The organism is Stenotrophomonas muris (genome assembly GCF_052751275.1).
On sequence record NZ_CP199879.1, the window covers coordinates 2,725,047 to 2,746,203 of the forward strand.

At 67.0% G+C, this 21,157-nt stretch carries 13 protein-coding genes and 1 other RNA gene; 8 read left to right on the plus strand and 6 right to left on the minus strand.

Annotated elements, in window-relative coordinates; all coding sequences use genetic code 11:
• The first annotated feature begins 7 nt into the window (after nucleotides 1–7).
• Genes ACUVWL_RS12705 through ACUVWL_RS12730 form a run of 6 tightly spaced genes read left to right on the plus strand, consistent with a single transcriptional unit; the run spans nucleotide 8 to nucleotide 5,171 of the window.
• On the plus strand, nucleotides 8–1,732 hold the full coding sequence (locus ACUVWL_RS12705; RefSeq protein ID WP_111205553.1) for an ATPase, T2SS/T4P/T4SS family: 1,725 nt from the start codon (nucleotides 8–10) through the stop codon (nucleotides 1,730–1,732).
• Nucleotides 1,725–2,579: a type II secretion system F family protein gene (locus ACUVWL_RS12710; RefSeq protein WP_014646168.1), complete on the plus strand. Its 855-nt coding sequence runs from the start codon at nucleotides 1,725–1,727 to the stop codon at nucleotides 2,577–2,579. The genes ACUVWL_RS12705 and ACUVWL_RS12710 overlap by 8 nt, the downstream gene beginning before the upstream one ends.
• Nucleotides 2,576–3,466, plus strand: coding sequence for a type II secretion system F family protein (locus tag ACUVWL_RS12715; protein WP_014646167.1), 891 nt, complete (start codon nucleotides 2,576–2,578; stop codon nucleotides 3,464–3,466). Before ACUVWL_RS12710 ends, ACUVWL_RS12715 begins: the two co-directional genes overlap by 4 nt.
• Before the next feature lie 10 nt (nucleotides 3,467–3,476).
• Nucleotides 3,477–3,860 carry a DUF192 domain-containing protein gene (locus tag ACUVWL_RS12720; RefSeq protein WP_041863110.1) on the plus strand — a complete coding sequence of 128 codons (384 nt, stop codon included), beginning with the start codon at nucleotides 3,477–3,479 and terminating at the stop codon, nucleotides 3,858–3,860.
• The gene (locus ACUVWL_RS12725) at nucleotides 3,857–4,543 is read left to right on the plus strand and encodes a TadE/TadG family type IV pilus assembly protein (protein WP_032958205.1); all 687 of its coding nucleotides are present in this window, start codon (nucleotides 3,857–3,859) and stop codon (nucleotides 4,541–4,543) included. Before ACUVWL_RS12720 ends, ACUVWL_RS12725 begins: the two co-directional genes overlap by 4 nt.
• A 1-nt stretch (nucleotide 4,544) precedes the next feature.
• Entirely contained in the window at nucleotides 4,545–5,171 is a 627-nt protein-coding gene (locus tag ACUVWL_RS12730; protein ID WP_032958203.1) for a hypothetical protein, read from the plus strand.
• Nucleotides 5,172–5,271: 100 nt separating this feature from the next.
• Here the strand turns inward: ACUVWL_RS12730 and ACUVWL_RS12735 are convergent, their stop codons facing one another.
• A complete protein-coding gene (locus ACUVWL_RS12735; protein WP_445978402.1) occupies nucleotides 5,272–16,164 on the minus strand; it encodes an autotransporter-associated beta strand repeat-containing protein in 10,893 nt (3,630 codons plus the stop codon).
• Nucleotides 16,165–16,523: 359 nt separating this feature from the next.
• Nucleotides 16,524–16,841, minus strand: coding sequence for a DMT family transporter (locus tag ACUVWL_RS12740; RefSeq protein ID WP_005415486.1), 318 nt, complete (start codon nucleotides 16,839–16,841; stop codon nucleotides 16,524–16,526).
• 301 nt (nucleotides 16,842–17,142) lie between these two features.
• Here ACUVWL_RS12740 and ffs point away from each other — a divergent pair.
• Nucleotides 17,143–17,239: signal recognition particle sRNA small type (ffs, locus tag ACUVWL_RS12745), an RNA gene on the plus strand.
• Between the two features lie 90 nt (nucleotides 17,240–17,329).
• Here ffs and ACUVWL_RS12750 read toward each other — a convergent pair.
• Genes ACUVWL_RS12750 through ACUVWL_RS12760 form a run of 3 tightly spaced genes read right to left on the minus strand, consistent with a single transcriptional unit; the run spans nucleotide 17,330 to nucleotide 19,232 of the window.
• Entirely contained in the window at nucleotides 17,330–17,719 is a 390-nt protein-coding gene (locus ACUVWL_RS12750) for a nuclear transport factor 2 family protein (RefSeq protein WP_053495267.1), read from the minus strand.
• On the minus strand, nucleotides 17,716–18,483 hold the full coding sequence (locus ACUVWL_RS12755; RefSeq protein ID WP_046429135.1) for an MBL fold metallo-hydrolase: 768 nt from the start codon (nucleotides 18,481–18,483) through the stop codon (nucleotides 17,716–17,718). The genes ACUVWL_RS12750 and ACUVWL_RS12755 overlap by 4 nt, the downstream gene beginning before the upstream one ends.
• Complete coding sequence (locus tag ACUVWL_RS12760; protein ID WP_032958195.1) at nucleotides 18,483–19,232, minus strand: 3-deoxy-D-manno-octulosonic acid kinase; 750 nt, start codon at nucleotides 19,230–19,232, stop codon at nucleotides 18,483–18,485. The genes ACUVWL_RS12755 and ACUVWL_RS12760 overlap by 1 nt, the downstream gene beginning before the upstream one ends.
• 20 nt (nucleotides 19,233–19,252) lie before the next feature.
• Here ACUVWL_RS12760 and ACUVWL_RS12765 point away from each other — a divergent pair, with 20 nt between their 5' ends.
• Entirely contained in the window at nucleotides 19,253–20,299 is a 1,047-nt protein-coding gene (locus tag ACUVWL_RS12765; protein ID WP_046429133.1) for a glycosyltransferase family 9 protein, read from the plus strand.
• Between the two features lie 18 nt (nucleotides 20,300–20,317).
• Here ACUVWL_RS12765 and ACUVWL_RS12770 read toward each other — a convergent pair whose 3' ends face one another.
• Nucleotides 20,318–20,722, minus strand: a complete 405-nt coding sequence (locus ACUVWL_RS12770; RefSeq protein ID WP_014646159.1) for a DUF6165 family protein — start codon at nucleotides 20,720–20,722, stop codon at nucleotides 20,318–20,320.
• Between the last annotated feature and the right edge of the window lie 435 nt (nucleotides 20,723–21,157).

Below are 21,157 nucleotides of genomic sequence, written 5' to 3' on the forward strand. Positions count from 1 at the left end.
CCGTCGCATGTTCAACATCCTCATCGACACACCCAACCGCGACCAGCGACGTGTCCGCTGCCTGCACCGTGAATGCGGGATCGGCCGTGGCGACGGCAACCTGGTGGTGCTGCAGGGCTGGAGCATCGCCCAACGCCATGCGGCGCTGAAGCGCGAGGACCAGGGCATCTTCATCGAGAGCCTGGGAGGCCGCTCGCCGGTACTGGTGAATGGCGAACAGGTCAAAGGCAGCCGTGGCCCGCTCACCAGCCGTGACCGCGTGCAGATCGGCGACTACCTGCTGCAGGTGGTGGACGACGACCCGCCGGCCGAACCCCTCGCCGATGCTGGAAGTTTCAATGCGGGCGCGGCCAACGATGTACCGGTGGACGCCACGCCCGCACCGGCACCCGCACCGGCGCAGCCATCCAGCGAACGCCAGCTGGCGCGGCCGGAGCAGCTGCCGCCGGACATGGCGGTCTATCGTGCAAAGCTGCATGCCTCGCTGGTCAAGCAGATGGACCTGCGCCGGCTTGACGTGCGCAGCATGGACGATGAGTCGCTGCGCAACGCCACGATCAAGCTGATCGATGAGGTGATGCAACGGGAGTTCTCCGAGCTGCCCAAGACGATCAACCCACGCAGGCTGGCCAAGGAGGTGCTCGATGAGGCCATCGGCCTGGGCCCGCTGGAAGACCTGATCGACGATGCGACGGTGACGGAAATCATGGTCAACGCGCACGACCAGATCTTCATTGAACGTGCGGGCCGGATCGAACGGTCCCCCATTGTCTTCACCAGTGACCGCGCGGTGCTGTCAGCCATCGAGCGCATCGTGACGCCCCTCGGTCGCCGCATCGACGAAAGCTCGCCGATGGTCGACGCGCGGCTGAAGGATGGCTCCCGCGTCAACGCCATCATTCCGCCGGTGGCGCTGCGCGGTCCGAGCATCAGCATCCGAAAGTTCGCCAAGCGCAAGCTGGAAGGAAAGGACCTGCTCACCTTCGGTTCGCTCAGCCAGCCGATGCTGGAATTCCTGATCGTTGCGGTGCGCGAACGGCGCAACATCGTCGTCACCGGCGGCACCGGCTCCGGCAAGACCACCCTGCTCAACATCCTTTCCAACTTCATTCCCGATACCGATCGCATCGTCACCATCGAGGACGCGGCCGAACTGAAGCTCGTCCAGCCCAACCTGGTTGCCCTGGAAGCGCGTCCTCCCAACATGGAAGGCAAGGGCCACATTTCCATCCGCGACCTGGTGCGCAACGCGCTGCGCATGCGCCCGGACCGCATCGTGGTCGGCGAGTGCCGCGGCGGCGAAGCACTGGACATGCTGCAGGCCATGAACACCGGCCACGAAGGATCGCTGACCACCGCCCATGCCAACAATCCGCGCGAGGCGCTGTCGCGCCTGGAAGTGATGGTCATGATGTCCGGCATGGAGCTGCCGATGACGGTGGTGCGCGAACAGATCTCGTCGGCAGTGGACCTGATCGTGCACCAGAAGCGCTTCCCCTGCGGTTCGCGCAAGGTCAGCCACATCACTGAGTTGACGGGCATGGAAAGCGGAACCATCCAGCTGCAGGATGTGTTCCTGTTCAAGGCACGCTCCACTGCCGGACGCGATGGCAAGGTGGTGGGCGAGTTCGTCGCGACCGGTGCAGTGCCGGAGTTCTATGAAGAGCTTGCCGAGCGCGGCGTCGCCGTTGACCTGGACATTTTCCGTACCGGGGGACGGCGGAATGAGTGACATCCTGCTGATCGCCCTGCTGTGTTTTGCCTGCGTGACGGGCTCGGTGCTGTTGCTGGCGCGTGCCAGCTCCGGCTTCATGGACCGCTACCGCGCCAACTTCATGGACCAGGCGCGGGTCAATCTGGCCGACATGTTCCTGTTCGTCGACCCGCGCGTGCTGTTCAGGACCAATGTCCTGATGCTGCTGGCGATTCCCGTGCTGCTGTGGATCGTCACCGGCGGCAACCTGCTGCTGCCGATCCTGGCCCTGATCCTGCTGGCCATAGCGCCACGCAAGATCTACCTGTGGCTGAAGCAGCGCCGCCTCGACCAGATCCAGCAGCAGTTGCCCGACGGGCTGCTGATGCTGGCCGGCAGCCTCAAGGCCGGCGTCGGCTTCAATCCTGCGCTGGAAGCACTGGCCCATGACGGCCTGCCTCCGCTGGCCCAGGAGCTGGCACTGGTACTGCGCGAGCAGCACATGGGCGTGCGCACGGAGGAGGCGCTGGACAACTTCGCCGCCCGCGTGCCCATTGCCGACGTGAAGCTGTTCGTGGCCGCCGTCAGCATTTCGCGCGAGGTTGGTGGCAATCTCGCCGAGAGCCTCTCCACGCTCGCCGAAACGCTGCGGCGCAAGCTCATCATGGAAGGCAAGGTCAAGGCACTTACCGCGCAGGGGCGCCTGCAGGGCATCGTCATGGCGATGCTGCCAGCCGGCCTTGTCGGCTTCCTCGTGCTGTTCTATCCAGAAACGATGAACCCCATGTTCCACACCTTCATCGGCTGGTGCGTCATGGCCCTGATCGGGGTACTGGAATACCTCGGCTACCGCATGTGCCGCAAAATCATGACGATCGATATATGAACGCCCTGCTCATCCTGGTCGCACTGCTTGCCGCTGCCGCTGTTGGGCTGCTTGCATTCGCGCTGCGCGGACTGGTGCAGTCGGTCGAGGTGGACCAGCGCAACTACCAGGATCCGCTGCCGCTGCTGCTGCGCATCCTGTGGCCGCTGATTACGGTCGCTACGCGCCTGGCCGGGCCGCGCCTGTCCTCGGCACAGCTGGAGCGCGCGCATCGCAGCCTGCAGTCGGCCGGCCAGGACTTCGTGCTGTCACCGGAAGAACTGTATGGCGCACGGATCGTCTCCGCCGCCGTGGCCAGTACCTTCCTGTTGCTCACCATCATCCTGCTGGGCCGGTTCGGAGTCGGCTCCGTGCTGATGGCCCTGGCATTCGGCGCACCCTTCGGGTGGATGTATCCCACGCTGTGGCTGGGCGAACGGCGGAAAGCGCGCTCCAAGCATGTGATCCGCGACCTGCCTATCTTCCTCGACTTCATCACCATGGCCGTCGAAGCGGGCCTGAACATCACCGGTGCGATCGAACAGTCCGTCGACAAGGGTCCACCCGGTCCGCTGTCACAGGAGTTCTCGCGCATGTTGCGTGATCTGCGCGCCGGCCTTCCGCGTGCCGAAGCGCTGCGGCGCATGTCCGATCGCGCCGACATTTCCCAGGTGACCAGCTTCACCAGCGCTTTGATCCAGGCGGACCGGGTGGGTGCCAGCCTGAGTGACACACTGCGCTCGCAGGCCATGCAGCGCCGCGAAGAGCGCTTCCTTCGCGCCGAGAAGCTGGCCCTGGAAGCGCCGGTGAAAATGATGCTGCCGCTGGTGCTGTTCTTCTTCCCGCTGATCTTCGTCGTCCTGGCCTACTTCATCTTCCTGCAGATGAAGCAGCAGGGCATCCTGTGAGTCCCCGCACATGAGAACCGGCGCCCTGATCCGCAACCACCAGCAGTTGCTCAGCTGCGTCTGGCATGCCGATCGCTGGCACCAGCGGCTGCGCGGCCTGCTGTTGCGCGCGCCACTCCAGCCTGGGCAAGGCCTGCTGATAACCCCCTGCTCGAGCGTGCACACCCTGGCCATGGGGTATCCACTCGACCTGTTGTTCCTGGACCGCGATCAGCGCGCCGTTGGCTGGCGCGAGGCCGTGCGCCCATGGCGCGGCGCCTGGTGCCGCGGCGCCTACTCGACGCTGGAAATGCCGGTGGACAGCCTCAGGCATATTGCTCCGGTGCTGGGCGAGACGTTCCAATGGTGCCCTTCTCCGCCTGCGGCACCGCCATCCACGAGGGCGTTGCAATGAAGCACATCCGCACATCCATCCGCCAGCAGCGGGGGCAATCGCTGATTGAATTCTGCATCGTGGTTCCGGCCTTCGTCTTCCTCATCCTGGTCATCTTCCAGTTCGTCCTGATCTATCGCGCCAAGTCGCTGCTGGATTTCGCCACGCTGCAGGCCGCGCGTGCCGGCGCGGTCAGTGGCGTCAATCATTCCGAGATGCGCAGCGCACTGGAAATGGCAATGGCTCCCCTGTACGCGACCTCGCCGGATGCCGCCGGTGCCGTCGCCGCCCGCGCCAAGGTCGCCCTGCTGTGGAAGAACCCGTTGCTGTCACCGAAGATCGAGGTCATTTCACCCAGCCGCGCGGCGTACAACGAGTTCCGCGAGCGCCAGTTCGATGGGCGCTATGCGCTGCCGAACGACAATCTTGCCTTCCGCGATGCACGTGTCGGCAGCAGCCGCGTCAGCGTGCAGGACGCCAACATCCTCAAGATCAAGGTCACCTATCCGATGCCCCTGATCGTTCCCTTTGCCGACCGGGTGATTGCCGGTCTTTCAGACCTGGTCAGCGAAGGCGACAGCTTCCGCCCGGCCTCGATGCTGATCGAGGACCCGATCACCGGCCATCGCCGCATGCCGATCGAGTCCTACGCGATCGTCCGCATGCAGAGCCCCGTGCATGACAGCAACAACCTGGCGCGCTGACATGCAGGTGCTGCTGGCCAGCCTGTTGATGGCAGCAACCTGGGCCGTCGCCGCACAATCCACGGACGCTGCTGACAACGAACCTCCACAGGCGCGATTGCTGGCACGCGCTTATGGCCTGGGCCCACTCGGTCCAAGCTCGCCTGGTGGTGAGGTCGAGGTCGAGATCCGTTTGCGCGGGCCTGCCATCCGTATTGATTTCCGCGGCGACAATGCGCCCGATGCATGGCTGACCACCCAGGGCCAGCGCGGCCGGGCATGGCTGGTGAGCGAGCGCGGCAACTACACGCTGCCGGTCGCCGACGCCAGTGGTCCCTACTGGTACGATCCTGCCGCCCCATGCCACACGATCGGAGGGCGCTGCTCTCCCGCACCCGGCGAGTTCATCCTGGGTCGCCTCGCTGCCGGCTGGCGCTATGACAATGCGCAGGGCCCTGATGGCACCACCTCCGGCACGTTGTGGATCGATACCCGCACGGGCCTGCTGCTGGGTTACCGCGGACGCACCGGCAACCAGCGTACCGAACGCGGCCTGCGGGTTACCGAGGTCACATTCGATGAGGTGCCGTCGAGCCTGTTCGACCCGCCCGCCGGATTGCGGCGACGCACGCAGGATGCGGCGAACTGAGCGAGGTGGTTGCAGTGCCGACACCGTGGCGCGGGAGGTCTCACTCCCTCCGCGCCGGTAGATCCACGCAGCGCGTGGATCTACCGCTGGCCCGCCCCCCTTAGAAGCCTACCCGCAGGTTGATCTGCCCGCCGACATCGCGGCGGCCATCACCGTGCTGGCCCTGCACGAACATCGACAGCTGGCTGTTGCGACCCAGGCCGACCGCCACGCCGAGCTGGCTGACCAGCGCATTGCGTGCCATCACCGCGCTGTAGACATCGAAGGCATCGCCACCGACCGCGAAGCGGTTGCGGCTGGCCACATCGGTGTCACCCGATGCATGCTGCCAGCCCAGGCCGACGGTCAGCTGCGCCGGGAAGCGCGCGCCGCTACCCACGTCCCAGCGGCCCCGCACGCCCACTGTGCTGACGTTGAGCGTGTCCTTGCCACCTTCCAGCACCAGTGCGGCACTGCCACCCTGCTCCAGCGCACGATCACTGTCGACCCAGTGCCGGGTGAACTGCACGTACGGCTGCAGTTGGGTCCTGCCATGGGTCCAGGTCCAGCTGCCTTCGACCTGGGCGATGGTCACGTCCGAATCCTGGCGGCTGTACAGGGTCTGGCCCAGCAGAGGCACTTCACGCGTGGTGCGCGTGCGGTAGTCACCGCGCGACACGCTGCCACCGACCGCAAAGCCGTTGTTCCACTGTCCCTGTGCATACAGGCCGAACGTGTTGCCGCGCAGGCGGGCGCGCGAACTGCGATCGTACAGGCGCGTATCCAGCCGTTCGTTGCCGGCCGCCGCACCCAGCACCACGTGTTCACCCAGCTGCCAGTCCACACCCGCCATCACCGCATTGCGGTTGGAACGGATCTCATCGCCATTGCCATCGCCATCCTGCTTGAACACCTTGCCGCTACCAGCCAGCCAGGCCGAGGCACGCTCACCACGCACGGTCGGCAGCTCACTGCCCAGGCGTTGGCGGATGCCCTCTTCCAGATAGTTGTCGTACAGCAGCACCGCGCGGCTGGCCGCGTGCACTTCGCCGGAGAGCTGGTCGAATGCGCTGCGCGCAGTGCTGGCGTCATACAGCAGCACCGTGTTGTACAGGCCCAGCGCCGCGCCACTCTGCGGCAGGCTGTCCAGCGCCGCAGCGGTGTTGTACTGGTTGCGCGTGTTGGCCACGGTGGTGAACGCCGCCGTCTGCGCCACGTCGATCTGCAGGTTGGCGGTGTTGGCGGTGTAGACCGGGGTGATGGTCAGGAAGGCCGACGGCGAGTTCGCCGAGGCGAACTGCCCGCTCACCCCACCGCCCGCGTTGATCACCGTGTACTGCTGGCCCTGCTGGTAGCTGGTGCTCGGCGAGATGGTGTTCACCTTTACGGTGCTGCCACCCACGTTGGCGCTGCCGCCCACCTGTACCGTATCGCTGCCGCTGGCACCCAGATCGATGCCCAGCGTGCTGCCCGGCGACAGGGTCAGGTTGCCACCCACGGTGATCGTGCCGGTGCCATTGCCTGTGCCGCTGCCGTTGCCCGGGCCATTACCCGGCGACAGCACGCCACCACTGGACACCGTCACGCCACCGCCGGTGCCACCAATGGTGCCGGTGCCGGACAGCGTGGTACCGCTGCCGATGGTCCACTGGCCGCCGATGGTGCCGGTGACATTCAGGCCGCCGCCGGTGACCTGGCCGGTACCGTTGAAGCCACCACTGTTGCCGCCGAGGTTCAGGCCACCGGGGCCGGCCTGCACGATGCTGCCGCCGCCGCTGATGCTGCCGCCCAGCGTGGTGGTGCCACCGGTGTTGATCACCAGGCCACCGTTGTTGGTGATGTTGCCGGTGATCGCGCCGCTGGCCCCACCGTTGCCGACCTGCACCGTGCCACCGGCGTTGATGGTGGTGCCACCGGTATAGGTGTTGTTGCCGGTCAGGATCACGGTGCCGGTGCCGGCCTGGGTCAGGCCGCCGCTGCCGCTGATGGTGCCGCCGACGGTGCTGTTGCCGCCCACGTTGAACACCAGGCTGCCGTTGTTGCTGACGTTGCCGGTGATCGCACCGCTCGCGCCACCGTTGCCGACCTGCAGCGTGCCGCCGGTGTTGATGGTGGTGCCGCCGGTATAGGTGTTGTTGCCGGCCAGGACCACGGTGCCGGTGCCGGCCTGGGTCAGGCCGCCGCTGCCGCTGATGGCGCCGCCGACGGTGCTGTTGCCACCCACGTTGAACACCAGGCTGCCGTTGTTGACGACACTGCCGCCGATCGCACCGGTCGCGCCGCCATTGCCAACCTGCAGCGTGCCACCGGCGTTGATGGTGGTCGGGCCGGTATAGGTGTTGTTGCCGGTCAGGGTCAGCGTGCCGCTGCCGGCCTGGGTCAGGCCGCCACTGCCGCTGATGGTGCCGCCCAGCGTGGTGTTGCCGGCCACGTTGGACAGCAGCGTGCCATTGTTGGTGACATCACCGACGATCGAACCGGTCGCACCGCCATTGCCCAGCTGCAGCGTGCCACCGGCATTGATGGTGGTACCGCCGGTGTAGGTGTTGGTGCCGGTCAGCAGCAGCGTACCGCTGCCGGCCTGGGTCAGGCCGCCACTGCCACTGATGGTGCCGCCCAGCGCGGTGTTGCCGGCCACGTTGGAAATCAACGCACCATTGTTGGTGATGTCGCCGGCGATGGCGCCGGTTGTACCGCCATTGCCCACCTGCAGCGTGCCGCCGGCATTGATGGTGGTACCGCCGCTGTAGGTGTTGTTGCCGACCAGGGTCAGCACCCCGCTGCCGGCCTGGGTCAGGCCACCACTGCCACTGATCGCGCCGCCGACGGTGGTGTTGCCCGCGACGTCGAAGACCAGGCTGCCGTTGTTGGCGACATTGCCGGTGATCGCACCGGTGGCACCGCCATTGCCCACCTGCAGCGTGCCACCGGCATTGATGGTGGTACCGCCGGTATAGGTGTTGTTGCCGGTCAGGGTCAGCGTACCGGCACCGGCCTGGGTCAGGCCACCGGTGCCGCTGATGGTGCCGCCCAGCAAGGTGTTGCCGGCCACGTTGGACACCAGCGCACCGTTGTTGGTGATGTCACCGACGATCGCGCCGGTCGCACCGCCATTGCCCACCTGCAGCGTGCCGCCGGCATTGATGGTGGTACCGCCGGTGTAGGTGTTGTTGCCGGTCAGCACCAGCGTGCCACTACCGGCCTGGGTCAGGCCGCCGCTGCCACTGACCACCGCACCCACGGTTGCCGTCGTGCCCAGGTTGTAGACCAGGCTGCCATTGTTGGTGATGTCGCCCAGCACCGAGCCGGTGCTGCCGCCATTGCCGATCTGCAGCGTGCTGCCACCATTGATGGTGGTGCCGCCGGTATAGACGTTGTCGCCGCTCAAGGTCAGCGTGCCGGTGCCGCTCTGCACCAGGCCACCAGTGCCGCTGAGCACACCGCCGAAGGTGGTGCTGCCGTTGTTGCCGCCGGTGGTCAGGGTCGCACCGCCCAGCACCACGCTGGATCCGGTCACGCCGGCCAGGCCACCGATGCTCTGGCTGCCACCGGCACTGATGTCCAACGTGCCGGCACCGGACAGGTTCACCGTGCTGGCACCGGACAGGCTGCCACCGGCCGCCACCGCCAGCGTGCCGCTGTTGATGGTGGTGGTACCGGTGTAGGTGCTGGCGCCGCCCAGGGTGACGGTTGCCGCGCCATCTTTCAGCAGGCCGCCAGCGCCGCTGATCGGGCCATTCAAGGTCAGCGCGTTGCTGCCCGCCAGGGTCAGCGTGCCATTGGCCAGCTGCACGGTGTTGGCCAGGGTCAGCGCGCTGGTGCCGTCCAGGCTGGCGTTGCCGCCCACGGTCAGCGCGCCGGTGCCCAGCGAACCGTCGTTGCCCAGCAGCAGGCCACCGGCATTGAGGGTCACGCCGCCCGTGAAGACATTGACGCCAGTCAAGCCCTGGATGCCTGCGCCGTTCTTTACCAGGCCACCGGCCCCTCCGATGGTGCCGGCGAACGTGGTATTGCCCACGCCATTGAGGGTCAGCGTGCTGCCGCCCAGCACAACGGTCGAACCCGCCACGCCTGCCAGCGAACCGATCGCCTGCGCACCACCCGCGCTGATGTCGAAGGTGGTACCGGCATTGGCCAGGTTCACCGCACCGGTCGCCGCCAGGCTGCCACCGGCGCCGATCGCCAGCGTGCCGGCGTTGATGGTGGTACCCCCGGTGAAGGTGTTGGTGCCGGTCAGCGTCTGAGTCCCCGAGCCCTCCTTGATCAGGCCACCCGAGCCGGCCAACGAACCACTGAACGTGCCATTGCTGGCATCACCGATCGTCAGCGTGTTGGCCCCCAGGTTCACCGTACCGTTGCCGACCAGTGTGCCGAACTGCTGCGTGCCGCTGCCCGCCGACAGATCGAAGATCGCACCCGAGGCCAGGTTGACGATGCCACTGGCGTGCAGGCTCGCGCCAGCGCCCAGTGCCAATGTACCGGCGTTGATGTTGGTGCCACCGGTGTAGGTGTTGGTGCCGTTCAGGGTCAGCGTTGCGGCTCCCTCCTTGGTCAGGCTGCCGGTGCCGCTCAGGTTGCCGTTGAGGGTGAGGTTGTTGCTGCCGAGGACGGTCAACGCGTTGTTGAGGGTGAAGTTGTTGGCGAGGGTGACCGCTGTGTTCGAATCGAGCGTCGCAGCGCCTGCGACCGTCACCGCACCGGTGCCCAGCGCAGCATTGTTGCCGACCACCAGGCCGCCGGCGTTGAGCGTTACGCCGCCGCTGAAGGTGCTGCCGCCGTTGAGCGTCTGCACGCCTGCACCGTTCTTGACCAGGCCGCCGTTGCCACTGATCGCACCGCTGAAGGTGCTGTCCACGGTGCCGCCCAGGGTCAGCGTGCTGCCACCCAGCGCCACCGTGCTGCCGGCGACGCCGGCCAGCGAGCCGATGGCCTGGTTGCCCGCCGAAATGTCGAACGTGCCGGCACCGGCCAGGTTCACCGCGCCGGTCGCGGCGAGGCTGCCACCCGCGCCGATCGCCAGCGTGCCGTTGTTGATGGTGGTACCACCGGTGTAGGTGTTGGCACCGCTCAGGGTCACGGTGGCCGCACCGTCCTTGACCAGGCCGCCGGTACCGGAAATCACACCGCCCAGTGTCAGCGCCTGGCTGCCAAGCAGGTCGAGGTTCGCGCCCGCTGCGAGCCCGATGTTGTTGGCCAGGTTGACGCCTGTCGATGCGTCCAGCGTCGCGTTGCCGCCCACTGCCAGCGCACCGCTGCCGAGCGCAGCGTTGTTGCCGACCACCAGGCCACCGCCGTTGAGTGCGACGCCACCACTGAACAGATTGGCGCCTCCCAGTGTGAGGACGCCGGCGCCATTCTTGACCAGGCCACCGGTGCCGGAAATCGCGCCATCGAAGAGGCTGTTGCCCACACCACCGAGTGTCAGCGTCTGTGCACCCAGGCTCACCGTCGAGCCCGCCACGCCGTTCAACGAGCCGATGGTCTGGTTGGCCCCTGCGGTGGAGATATCGAAGCCGGTGCCTGCAGCGCTCAGCGTCACCGCGCCGGTGGCTGCAAGGCTGCCGCCCGGACCAATCGCCAGCGTACCGGCAGTGATGAAGGTGCCGCCGGTGTAGGTGTTGGCACCGGTCAGCGTCTCGATGCCCGTACCGACCTTGGTCAGGCCACCCGTGCCTGCGATCGAGCCACTGAAGGTGCCATTGGTGGCGCCGCCGACTTCGATCGAGTTGGCGCCGAGGTTCACCGTACCGTTGCCGACCAGGGTTCCGAACACCTGCGTGCCGCTGCCGGCAGACAGATCCAGCGTGGCACCTGTGGCGAGGTTCACGGTACCGCTCGCCGCCAGGCTGGCACCGGCCCCCAGCGCCAGCGTGCCGGCGTTGATGTTGGTGCCACCGGTATAGCTGTTGATGCCATTCAAGGTCAGCGTCGCGCTGCCGTTCTTGGTCAGGCTGCCGGCACCGGAAAGGACGCCGTTGAGCGTCAGTGCGTTGGTCCCGAGCACGGTCAGCCCGGCGTTGAGCGCGATGTTGTTGGCCAGCGTTGCCAGGCCGGTGGTATCCAGCGTGGCAGCACCGCCGACCGTCAATGCACCGGTGCCCAGCGCCGCGTCATTGCCGAGTACCAGCCCGCCTGCATTGAGGGTCACGCCGCCGCCAAAGGTGTTGGCACCGGACAGCGTCTGTACGCCCGCGCCCACCTTGACCAGCCCCCCGCCGCCACTGATCACGCCGTCGAACGCGGCGTTGCCGGCCGTACCGAACGTCAATGAGTTTCCGCCCAGCGCCAGCGTGCTGCCGCCCAGACCATTGAGTGCGCCGATGGTCTGGCTGCTGCCGGCACCGGAGATATCGAAGCCGGCGCCCGCCCCCAACGTGACGTCACCCGCCGCGGCCAGGCTGCCGCCCGTGCCCAGCGCCAGCGTGCCGGCATTGATGGTGGTACCGCCGGTGTAGGTGTTGGCACCGGACAGCGTCAGCGTGGTAGCGCCGTTCTTGATCAGGCTGCCATTGCCGCCGACCACGCCCGACAGCGTCAGCGCATTGCTGCCCGGCACCGTCAGTGCAACGCCCGAGCCCAGCGTGACCGCATTGCCGAGCGTCACTGCCGCGCCCGCATCCAGCGTGGTGCTGGTATTCACCGCCAGCGCGCCGGTACCAAGCGCACCATCCGCACCGACGACCAGGCCACCACCGTTCAGGGTCAGGCCGCCAGCGAAGGTGTTGGTGTTGTTGAGGGTCAGCAGGCCCGTACCGTTCTTGACCAGGCTGCCATTGCCGGCCACCACGCCACCGAGCGTGACATCGTTGCTGCCGCCCAGCGTCAGCTGCGTGCCCGCACCGAAGTTCACTGCATTGGCCAGGTTCAACGCCACCGTGCTGTCCAGCGTGGTGGTGCCACCGATGCCCAGCGCACCGGTGCCGAGCGCGCTGGCATTGCCGAGGATCAGGCCACCCGCGTTGAGTGCAACACCGCCACTGAAGGTGTTGGCACCGGACAGCGTCTGCACGCCGGTACCCGTCTTGACCAGGCCGCCAGTGCCACCGATCACGCCGGCAAAGCTGCCGTTGCCGGCGCCGCCAAAGGTCAGCGACTGCGCGCCCAGCGCCAGCTGGCTGCCTGCGACGCCGTTGAGTGCGCCAATGGTCTGCGCGGCACCGGCTGCGGAGATGTCCAGCGTCGCACCGGCGCCGGCAAGATCCACCGCACCGGCCGCGGCAAGGCTGCCACCGGCCCCCAGCGCCAGCGTGCCGGCGTTGACGGTGGTGCCCCCCCCGAACGTGTTGGCGCCAGACAGCGTGAGGCGCGCCGCGCCATCCTTGATCAGCCCGCCGGCGCCGAACACCGGACCGGTCAGCGTCAGGTCATTGCTGCCCAGCACGGTGAGGTTCGCGCCGGCGGCGAGGCCGAGGGTGTTGCCCACCGAAAGCGCCGCAGTGGCATCCAGCGAAGCGTTGCCGCCCAAGTCCAGCTGGCCGGTACCCAGCGCCTGTGCGTTGCCAAGCTGCAGTACGCCCGCGTTGAGCCCGACGCCCCCGCTGAACGTATTGGCGCCGTTCAACGCCAGTGTCGCCGCACCGTTCTTGACCAGCCCGCCGGTGCCGCTGATGACGCCCCCCAGCGACACGTTCTGGCTGCCCAGCAGATCCAGCACCGCACCGGCGCCGAGGTTGACGCTGTTGGCCAGGTCCAGCGCCACCGAACTGTCCAGCGTGGTATTGGCCCCCACCGACAATGCACCGGTGCCCAGCGCGCCGGCATTGCCCAGCAGCAGGCCGCCGCCGTTGACGGTCAGCCCGCCACCGAAGCTGTTGGCGCCATTGAGGGTCAAGGTGGTGGCACCGTTCTTCACCAGCCTGCCCGCACCGGACACCACCCCACCCAGCGTGATCGACTGCGAACCCGGCAGCGACAACGCGGCGCCTGCACCCAGTGCCACGTTGTTGCCCAGGTTCAGCGGCGCACTGCCGTCGAGCGAGACGTTGCCACCGATGCCCAGCGTCCCCGTGCCGAGTGCGCCGCTGTTGCCCAGCAGCAGGGCGCCAGCGTTTGCGTTCAGTCCACCACTGAAGGTGTTGGTACCGTTCAAGGTCAGTGTCGCCGCGCCGTTCTTGACCAGGCTGCCGGTGCCCGTGATGTTGCCGGCCAGGGCCAGGTTCTGGCTGCCCGGCAGGGTCAGGGCCGCGCCGAGGTTGATCGCATTGCCCAGGTTCAACGCTGCCGTGGTATCCAGCGAACCGTTGCCGCTGACCGTCAACGCCCCGCTGCCGATCGCACTGCTGTCGCCCAGCAGCAGGCCACCCGCCGTCAGATTCACGCCGCCACTGAAGGTGTTGGCGCCGCTCAGCGTCTGCACGCCGGTGCCCTGCTTGATCAGGCCACCGGTGCCGCCGATCACGCCGGCGAACGTCTGGTTGGTGGCATCACCGAAGGTGAGCGTGCTGCTGCCCAGCGTCACCGTGCTGCCGGCAATACCGGACAGCGCGCCGATGGTCTGGTTGCCGCCGAGCGAGATGTCCAGGTCCGCGCCAACGCCGGCCAGGCTGACCGCACCGCCGGCGGCCAGGCTTCCGCCGCTGCCCACCGCAACCTTGCCGGCATTGATCGCCAGGCCGCCGGTGAAGGTATTTGCGCCACCCAGCGTAAGCGTGGCTGCACCGTTCTTGACCAGGCTGCCGGTGCCACCGATGGCGCCGCCCAGCGTCAATGCGTTCGAGCCCAGCACATTGAGCGAGCCACCCGCGCCCAGCGTGATGCCATTGCCGACCGCAAGCGCCGCGCTGGTGTCGAGCGACACCACGCCACCAACATTCAGCGCACCGGTTCCCAGTGCTCCAGCGTTGCCCAGCACCAGGCTGCCGGCATTGAACGCCACGCCGCCGCCGAAGGTGTTGGCGCCATTGAGCGTCAGCGACGACGCACCGCTCTTGACCAGGCCACCGGCGCCACCGATCACGCCGTTGAACGTCAACGCCTGGTTGCCGAGCAGATTGAGGCTGGCACCCGAACCGAGGTTGACCGCGTTGGCCAGTGCAAGCGCCCCCGTGGTTCCATCGAGCGTCACGTTGCCGCCGACACTGAGCGCACCGCTGCCCAGCGCAGCAGCATTGCCCAGCAGCAGGCCGCCGCCGTTGAGTGCCACGCCGCCACTGAGGTTGTTCACGCCCGACAAGGTCTGCACGCCGGTGCCCAGCTTGACCAGGCCACCCGTGCCTGCGGCGAACGTGCCGCTGTAGCTGGTATCGCCCAGCCCCGCGAGGGTGAGCGTGTGGCTGCCCAGGTTGACCGAACCGCCGAGGCCCGCCAGCGAACCGATGGTCTGGTTGGCGGCCGCCGACAGGTCCAGGGTGGTACCGACGCCGACCGTGATCGCACCGGTGGGTGACAGGCTGCCGCCCGCGCCCAGCGCCAACGCGCCTCCGGCCAGGTTGAAACTGCCGGTCAGCGCATTGGCGCCGTTCAAGGTGAGGGTGCCGGCGCCGCTCTTGGTCAGGTTGCCGGCACCGGAGATCGAACCGTTCAATGACAACGCATTGCTGCCGAGCAGGTTCAGCGAGCCCCCGCCATTGATCACCAGATTGTTGCCCAGGGTGAAGCCCGCCGTCGTATCCAGTGAAGCGCTGCCACCCACGGTCAGGTTGCCGCTGCCCAGTGCACCGGCATTGCCCAGTACCAGGCCGCCGGCATTGAGGTTGACGCCGCCGGAGAACAGGTTTGCGCCGCCGAGAGTAACGATGCCGGTGTTGTTGACCGTCAGCCCGCCAGTACCGGACAGCAAGCCCCCCAGGCTGAACGCATTGGTCCCTGCCAGGGACAGACTGCCACCAAGGCTGAAAGCGTTGGCCAGGTTCAGACCGGCCGTGGCGGAGGCGATGGCACCGCCGTTGGCGGTGAACAGCCCTGTGCCGAAGGAACCGGCATTGTTGAAATTGACCAGGCCATCATTGAGCGTGGTCGTACCTGCACCCGCCCACGCACCCTGCAGGTTCCAGGTGCCGCTGTTGACGGTGAGCTTCTGGAAGTTGAGGTACTGGTTCCAGCCCAGCGTGGTCACCGCTCCGCCGGTGCCGGACCCCGGACCGCTGACGACGTTCTGCAACACCAGCGTGTTGTTGGCCGCACCACTGCCGGTACCGGCGTCGACCGATCCCGCAGCCGCAACCTTTACCCCGGTGACACCGGTAATCACGCCGGCAAGAGCGCTGCCGCCGCCGCTCACAACGCTGGAACCCGACACTGCGGTGAAGGTGTTGCCGCCGCTTGAATCACCCAGGTGAACGCTGCCACTGACCGCCCCCGCATTGAGGAACGTGTTACCGCCAGAAGCACCCAGGCCGACGCGTCCGTCGATGGTGCCTGTGTTGGCCACATTGGCGGCTGCACCACCATAAGTCACCACCGTGGTCGCGTCGGAAACGCTGCCTGCACCGATCAGCGACGTGCTGATCAGGCCGGCGTTGTTGATGGTGGTGGTGCCGTTGACATTCTGTGCCACCAGCGCCTGTCCACCGAAGCCCAGCAGCGTTGCGATGTTGACGACACCCTTGATCTGTCCGCTGGCGTTGTTGTTGACGACGATCGCGCTGTTGTTGGCAGAACCATTGCCGATGACCAGGCCGGGCGAGGCGAGGATGATCGAGCTCGGATCGATCGTGCCATTGTTGTTGACCGTCACGTTGTCGCCGGTCAGCGTTGCTGCGTTGCCGCCGCCTACAATCGGCGGCGTACGCAGCAATGCACCCGCGTCGATGTTCAGCGTGAGGCCGTTGGTCGCGTTGGAGTAGTTGTTGATGCTGGTGGTGCTGTCGCAGTTTACGGTTGTGGTGCCCGTGCACGCTGCGAATGCCGATCCGCTGGCCAGTGTGGCGGCCAAAGCCGCCGCCAGCTGGTGCGCCCGCAATCGCGGCACCCGCCCTGCGCTGACCGCGCTTCCGCCGGGGTTCTGGGCGACCTCCGAAGCAACCTGCATTACCCCAAGGGCACGATTGAAAACCAGACGGTAAATGCGGTTCATCGGTAAATCTCCATGAAAAGACCGGATGGCACAGCTGGCAGGTTTTTTGGAGACAATGCGGCCCACCCCGGCTCCCCGAACGGGAACAAGGCCTGAAGGCATTAACTCCTGAAAATCTTCACATCTTCACGCGATCGCACCCGGGGACAGGTGCGCCAGCGCGTCCGTCAAGCCGAAAACTCCCCGATTTCGCCCGACGAATGGCGGCACTGTGCGACCGACGGTGCCAGCGGCATGTGAATCACGCGCGCTATTTTTATGACGTGCGTCAAATAACAGGGGCGGACAAAATGGTTTTGCCGAAAATGCATATTGCTGCATGTGGCGGAGAATCCATTCCCCGCCATGAGTAAATAAATTCAGCTGCTGGAGAGTTTCATCAGCACCAGGCCGGAAACGATCAACACCGCCGCACCGATCCGCATCGGGCTGACCTGCTCGCCCAGGAACACAATGCCAACCACGAACGCCCCGACCGCGCCGATGCCGGTCCAGATCGTATAGGCGGTTCCCAGCGGCAGGCTGCGCATGGCCACCGCCAGCAACCAGAAGCTGGCGATCATGCCGATGATGGTGACCACGGTGGGGGTGAGCCGGGTGAAGCCTTCGGACTGCTTCATGGACACGGCCCAGACGATTTCCAGCAGGCCGGCAAACAACAGATAGATCCAGGCCATGACGGCCCTCCTCTTGGTAGGGCCAGGCCGTCCTGGTCATTGGTTCCCGATGTGGGGGAGGTCGTTCCTCCTGGCCGGCATTCTAGCAACGGGGGTGGGTACCGGCCGCTGCCGCCGGGAGCGGGTTACAGCCGATTCAGTGCATGAAGCTGGCGTCGATGGGCCCGTCTGCGCTAGAATGCGCGTCTGCCATCGGCCAGCCCGATGTGCAGTCCGGCTGTGGTCTCCGGCGCGCCGCGCGCTGTTTCCCCTGATCCGTGAACTGGCCGCCCACCGGGCGGCCAACGTCTCTATGGTGGCCCCGTCGGCCCCTCGCGACGCTAGGTCGAAAACCCCGCCAGGGCCGGAAGGCAGCAACGGTATCGATCGACGCGGGCGCCGAGGTCAGCCGGCGGGGCCACCGCCTTTTCCGCACTGGGCTCAGATCCCTTTGCATGGCAGAGGGATCTGACCCCGGCTTCGCATTCTTGGCCCGGCATGGCGCCGCGCTACCCTGCCTCGGGCGTGCCCTGGTGGAACACCATGCGCCATCTGTCCCCGTGCCGGCGCCACAGCGAACTGCGCAGCACCCAGTGCTGCAGCTGCCCATCAAGGTGATGGCGGCTGCGGTAGCGCACCTGGGCCAGGTCCTGCGACAGCAGCCAGACGGCGTACTGCTCCGATTCGATCTGCACCTGGGCACGCTCCAGCGGAATCTCCACCAGCGCGGCCGCACGGTCGTAGCACTGGCCGGAGCTGCCGATCTCGCTGAAATCCTCATCCAGCAATGCGGCCAGTTGCTCGCGGTCGGCACGCACCTGCGGCGCATGCAGTGCGCGCTCCAGCGCCTCCAGCCCGGCAGCCAACGCCGCATCTGCGGGCTGGCCGGTACCCCTCACGGCGGGTCCTGGGCCAGCACGTGCGGGGCGGTCGGGCTCGCCAGCGGCACGCACTGCCCCGGCTGCGCCACGCGGTGCCCACGCGCAGCCAGCGCCAGACCATCGGCCGCGCTGGCGTAGTGGTACAGCATCATCCGCGCCTGCAGTTCGGCGCTGTACTCACGCTCCAGATCGTCCACGCCGGTATGCGAGGGATTGCCGTGCAGGCCGCAATCGTGAGCGATCAGTTCGTTGTCACTGGCAAAGCGTGCCAGCATCTCCGGAATCGGCCGGGTATCGCCGCTCCAGGTCAGCGCGCCCTGCAGGCGCAGGCCATAGGCCGTCTCCGGCCAGTGGTGGCGCACCGGAAACACTTCCAGGCGCACGCCCTCGTGCCAGAACGCCTCGCCCACCACGATCAGCTGGAAGGCATCCCAGAAGTTCGCACCGCCCTCGGCCAGCACGTTCGGGTAATCCCCGATGCGCTTGTGCAGCAGCGGAACCACCGTGGCGGGCACGTACAGGCGCACCTTGCCGCGCCGGTGCGCATTGAAGAAGGTATCCACGAACAGGCGCTCGAAGCCGGCCACGTGGTCCAGGTGCACATGGGTGACGAACAGCGCCTGCGGCATCTGCCCGTAGTGCGCCTTGAACGCGGTCAGGCCTTCGCCACCACAATCGATGGTCAGCCATGGGCGCCCATCGCGCTCGATCACCGACATCGGCGACCCCAGCTCGACCGCCGACGCATTGCCGACGCCGAGGAAACGCAACGCCCAGTCCATCAGGTGCCCCGGTTCCAGGCCATGTCATAGGCACGGCGCAGCCGCGCGTAGTCCTTCTGCACGTCTTCCACGCTGCGCTCGCCGCGCAGCTTGATCAGCGAGCGCAGCAGGCGCTTGAGGTTGCGCTCGCGCCAGGCGGTCGCCGGGATGCGGATCACGCCGCGGTCGAAATCGATCAGCCAGCCATGGCCGCTGCCATCGAACAGGATGTTGTGCGCGTTGAGATCGGCATGGTCCAGGCCGGCACGATGGAAACGGGCAATCAGGCGCCCGGTCTCCTCCCAGGGAGCCCCCCGGCCGGCCACCAGTGCGCGGTCGGCCAGCGAGCGCACGCCCTCGATCCGCTCCATCAGGATCGCCGCCCGGTAGCGCAGGCCCTCGCGCATGTAGAACGCGGCGATCGGCCGTGGCACCGGCAGCTTTTTCTCGCGCAGGGCGCGCATCAGGCGGAATTCGGCGAAGCTGCGGGTCCGGTCCGAGCCGCGCCAGAGGTACTGGTCATGGCTGATACGGGCCGCCATGCCGCCGCGCAGATAGTGGCGCAGCACGCTGGCACCGAACGGCGCATCGACGAACCAGGCGCTGCCGCGGCCGCCCTCGCCCACCGGCCGGGCCCTGCTGCCCCAGTGCTGGGGCGAGAACAGGCCGATCTCGGCTTGCCGCAGCCGCTCGCGGTCGAACAGAATGGCCCCGATGCCGCGACCCTCGCGGCATGGCGTCAGCGCTTCATTGGCGTCGAATGCGACCATTTCATTGAGTCTAACAACACATGGCATCAGCGTCCTCCTCCTTGTGCCTCCTGCGCCTGTCCGCACTTGGCGATGTCACCCACGTGGTGCCCCTGGTGCGTACCCTGCAGGCCGCGCGCCCGGACACGCCGATCCACTGGATCATCGACAAGGTCGGCCACAAGCTGCTCGACGGCCTGCCCGGCGTCACCTTCCATGCCTACGACAAGAAGAGCGGCATGGCCGGGGTCAAGGAACTGCGCAGGCAGCTGCCGCCGGGGCGCTTCGAAGCGCTGCTGCAGATGCAGGTCGCGTTCCGCGCCAACCTGCTGTCGGCCTTCATTCCGGCCGAGCGCCGCATCGGCTACGACCGCAGCCGCTCGAAGGACCTGCATGGGCTTTTCATCAACGAACGCATTCCCGACCGTCCGGGCATCCATGTGCTCGATGCCATCGGCAGCTTCTGCGAACCGCTGGGCCTGCGCCAGACCGAGGTCAGCTGGGACCTGGCCGTGCCGCAGTCGGCATATGAGTGGGCCGCCGCGCAGTGGCACGACGATGGTCGCCCGGTGCTGATGATCTCGCCGTGCTCCAGCCACGTGCGCCGCAACTGGTACGCCGACCGCTACGCCGCCGTGGCCAACCACGCGGTCACGCGCGGCTGGCAGGTGGTGCTGTGCGGCGGCCGCAGCGAACTTGAGCGCAGCATGGCCGACGCCATCCAGGCACAGCTGCACACGCCGGCGCTGGACCTGGTAGGCAAGGACACGCTGAAGCAGCTGCCCGCCCTGCTGGCCCGCGCCAACCTGGTGATGACGCCCGATTCCGGCCCGATGCACATCGCCAACGCGATGGGCGCCAAGGTGCTGGGCCTGCATGCGGCCAGCAATCCGAACCGCAGCGGCCCGTACTCGGATCGTCGCTATTGCGTGGACCGCTACGACGATGCGGCACGCAAGTACCTCGCCAAGCAGGCCACCGATCTGAAGTGGGGCACCAAGATCGAGTTCGACGATGTGATGGAACTGATCACCGTGGAAGACGGTATCGCTGCCTTCGAACGCTACGTCGCCGACCACCTGGGGTGAGCGGCAGGCCGCCCGGGATTACACGCGCTGCGCGTAATCCTGATAGGACTTCTCCTCCACGTACGCCGAGCCCAGCGCCAGGTTGATCGCCTTCTTGATGCGCGCGCGTTCGTCATTGCGCAGGTACACGCTGCGCGCCAGGTCGATGAAGCCCTGGTCGAACGCCTGCGCCTTCTCCTTCAGCCGGATGTCGTCCTCGATTTCCCACAGCTGCTCGTTGACCACCTTCAGCTCGGCACGCAGCCTGGCGATGTCCTTCACGGCCGCCGGGTGCGCCATCCAGGTCTGCTCCAGCGCCGACAGCTCCCTGCGCACGTTGGCCAGCTTGCCCTCGTCGCTGATGCGCTCGGACTTGATCTGCAGGATCGAAATCTTGTCCAGCAGCTCGCCGAAAGAAACGGGAACGAGGATTTCAGCGGTCATGGGGAAAAGCTCCAGCAGGTGATGCGTACATGGTAACCCGCAGCGTCCGCACGGATATCCCCGGTAGATCCACGTCATGCGTGGATGAGCCTGCCAGCAGGAACAGCATCCACGCACCGCGCGGATCTCAGTGATGCATCTGGAGGACCAAGCCCCTCTGTTGAGGGGCTGCCCCGACAGGGGCGGGGAGAGGCCGGCAAAGGGAGGGGCCCACGCGTTGCGCAGCAACGTGTGGGGCGACGCGCAGAGCGCGTCGCGTCCCGCGCCAGATCAGTACAGGGTCACTACGGCGTGATTCCCGCCGCGCATCGCACCGCGCGGATCTCCCGTGATGCATCTGGAGGACCAAGCCCCTCTGTTGAGGGGCTGCCCCGACAGGGGCGGGGAGAGGCCGGCAAAGGGAGGGGCCCACGCGTTGCGCAGCAACGTGTGGGG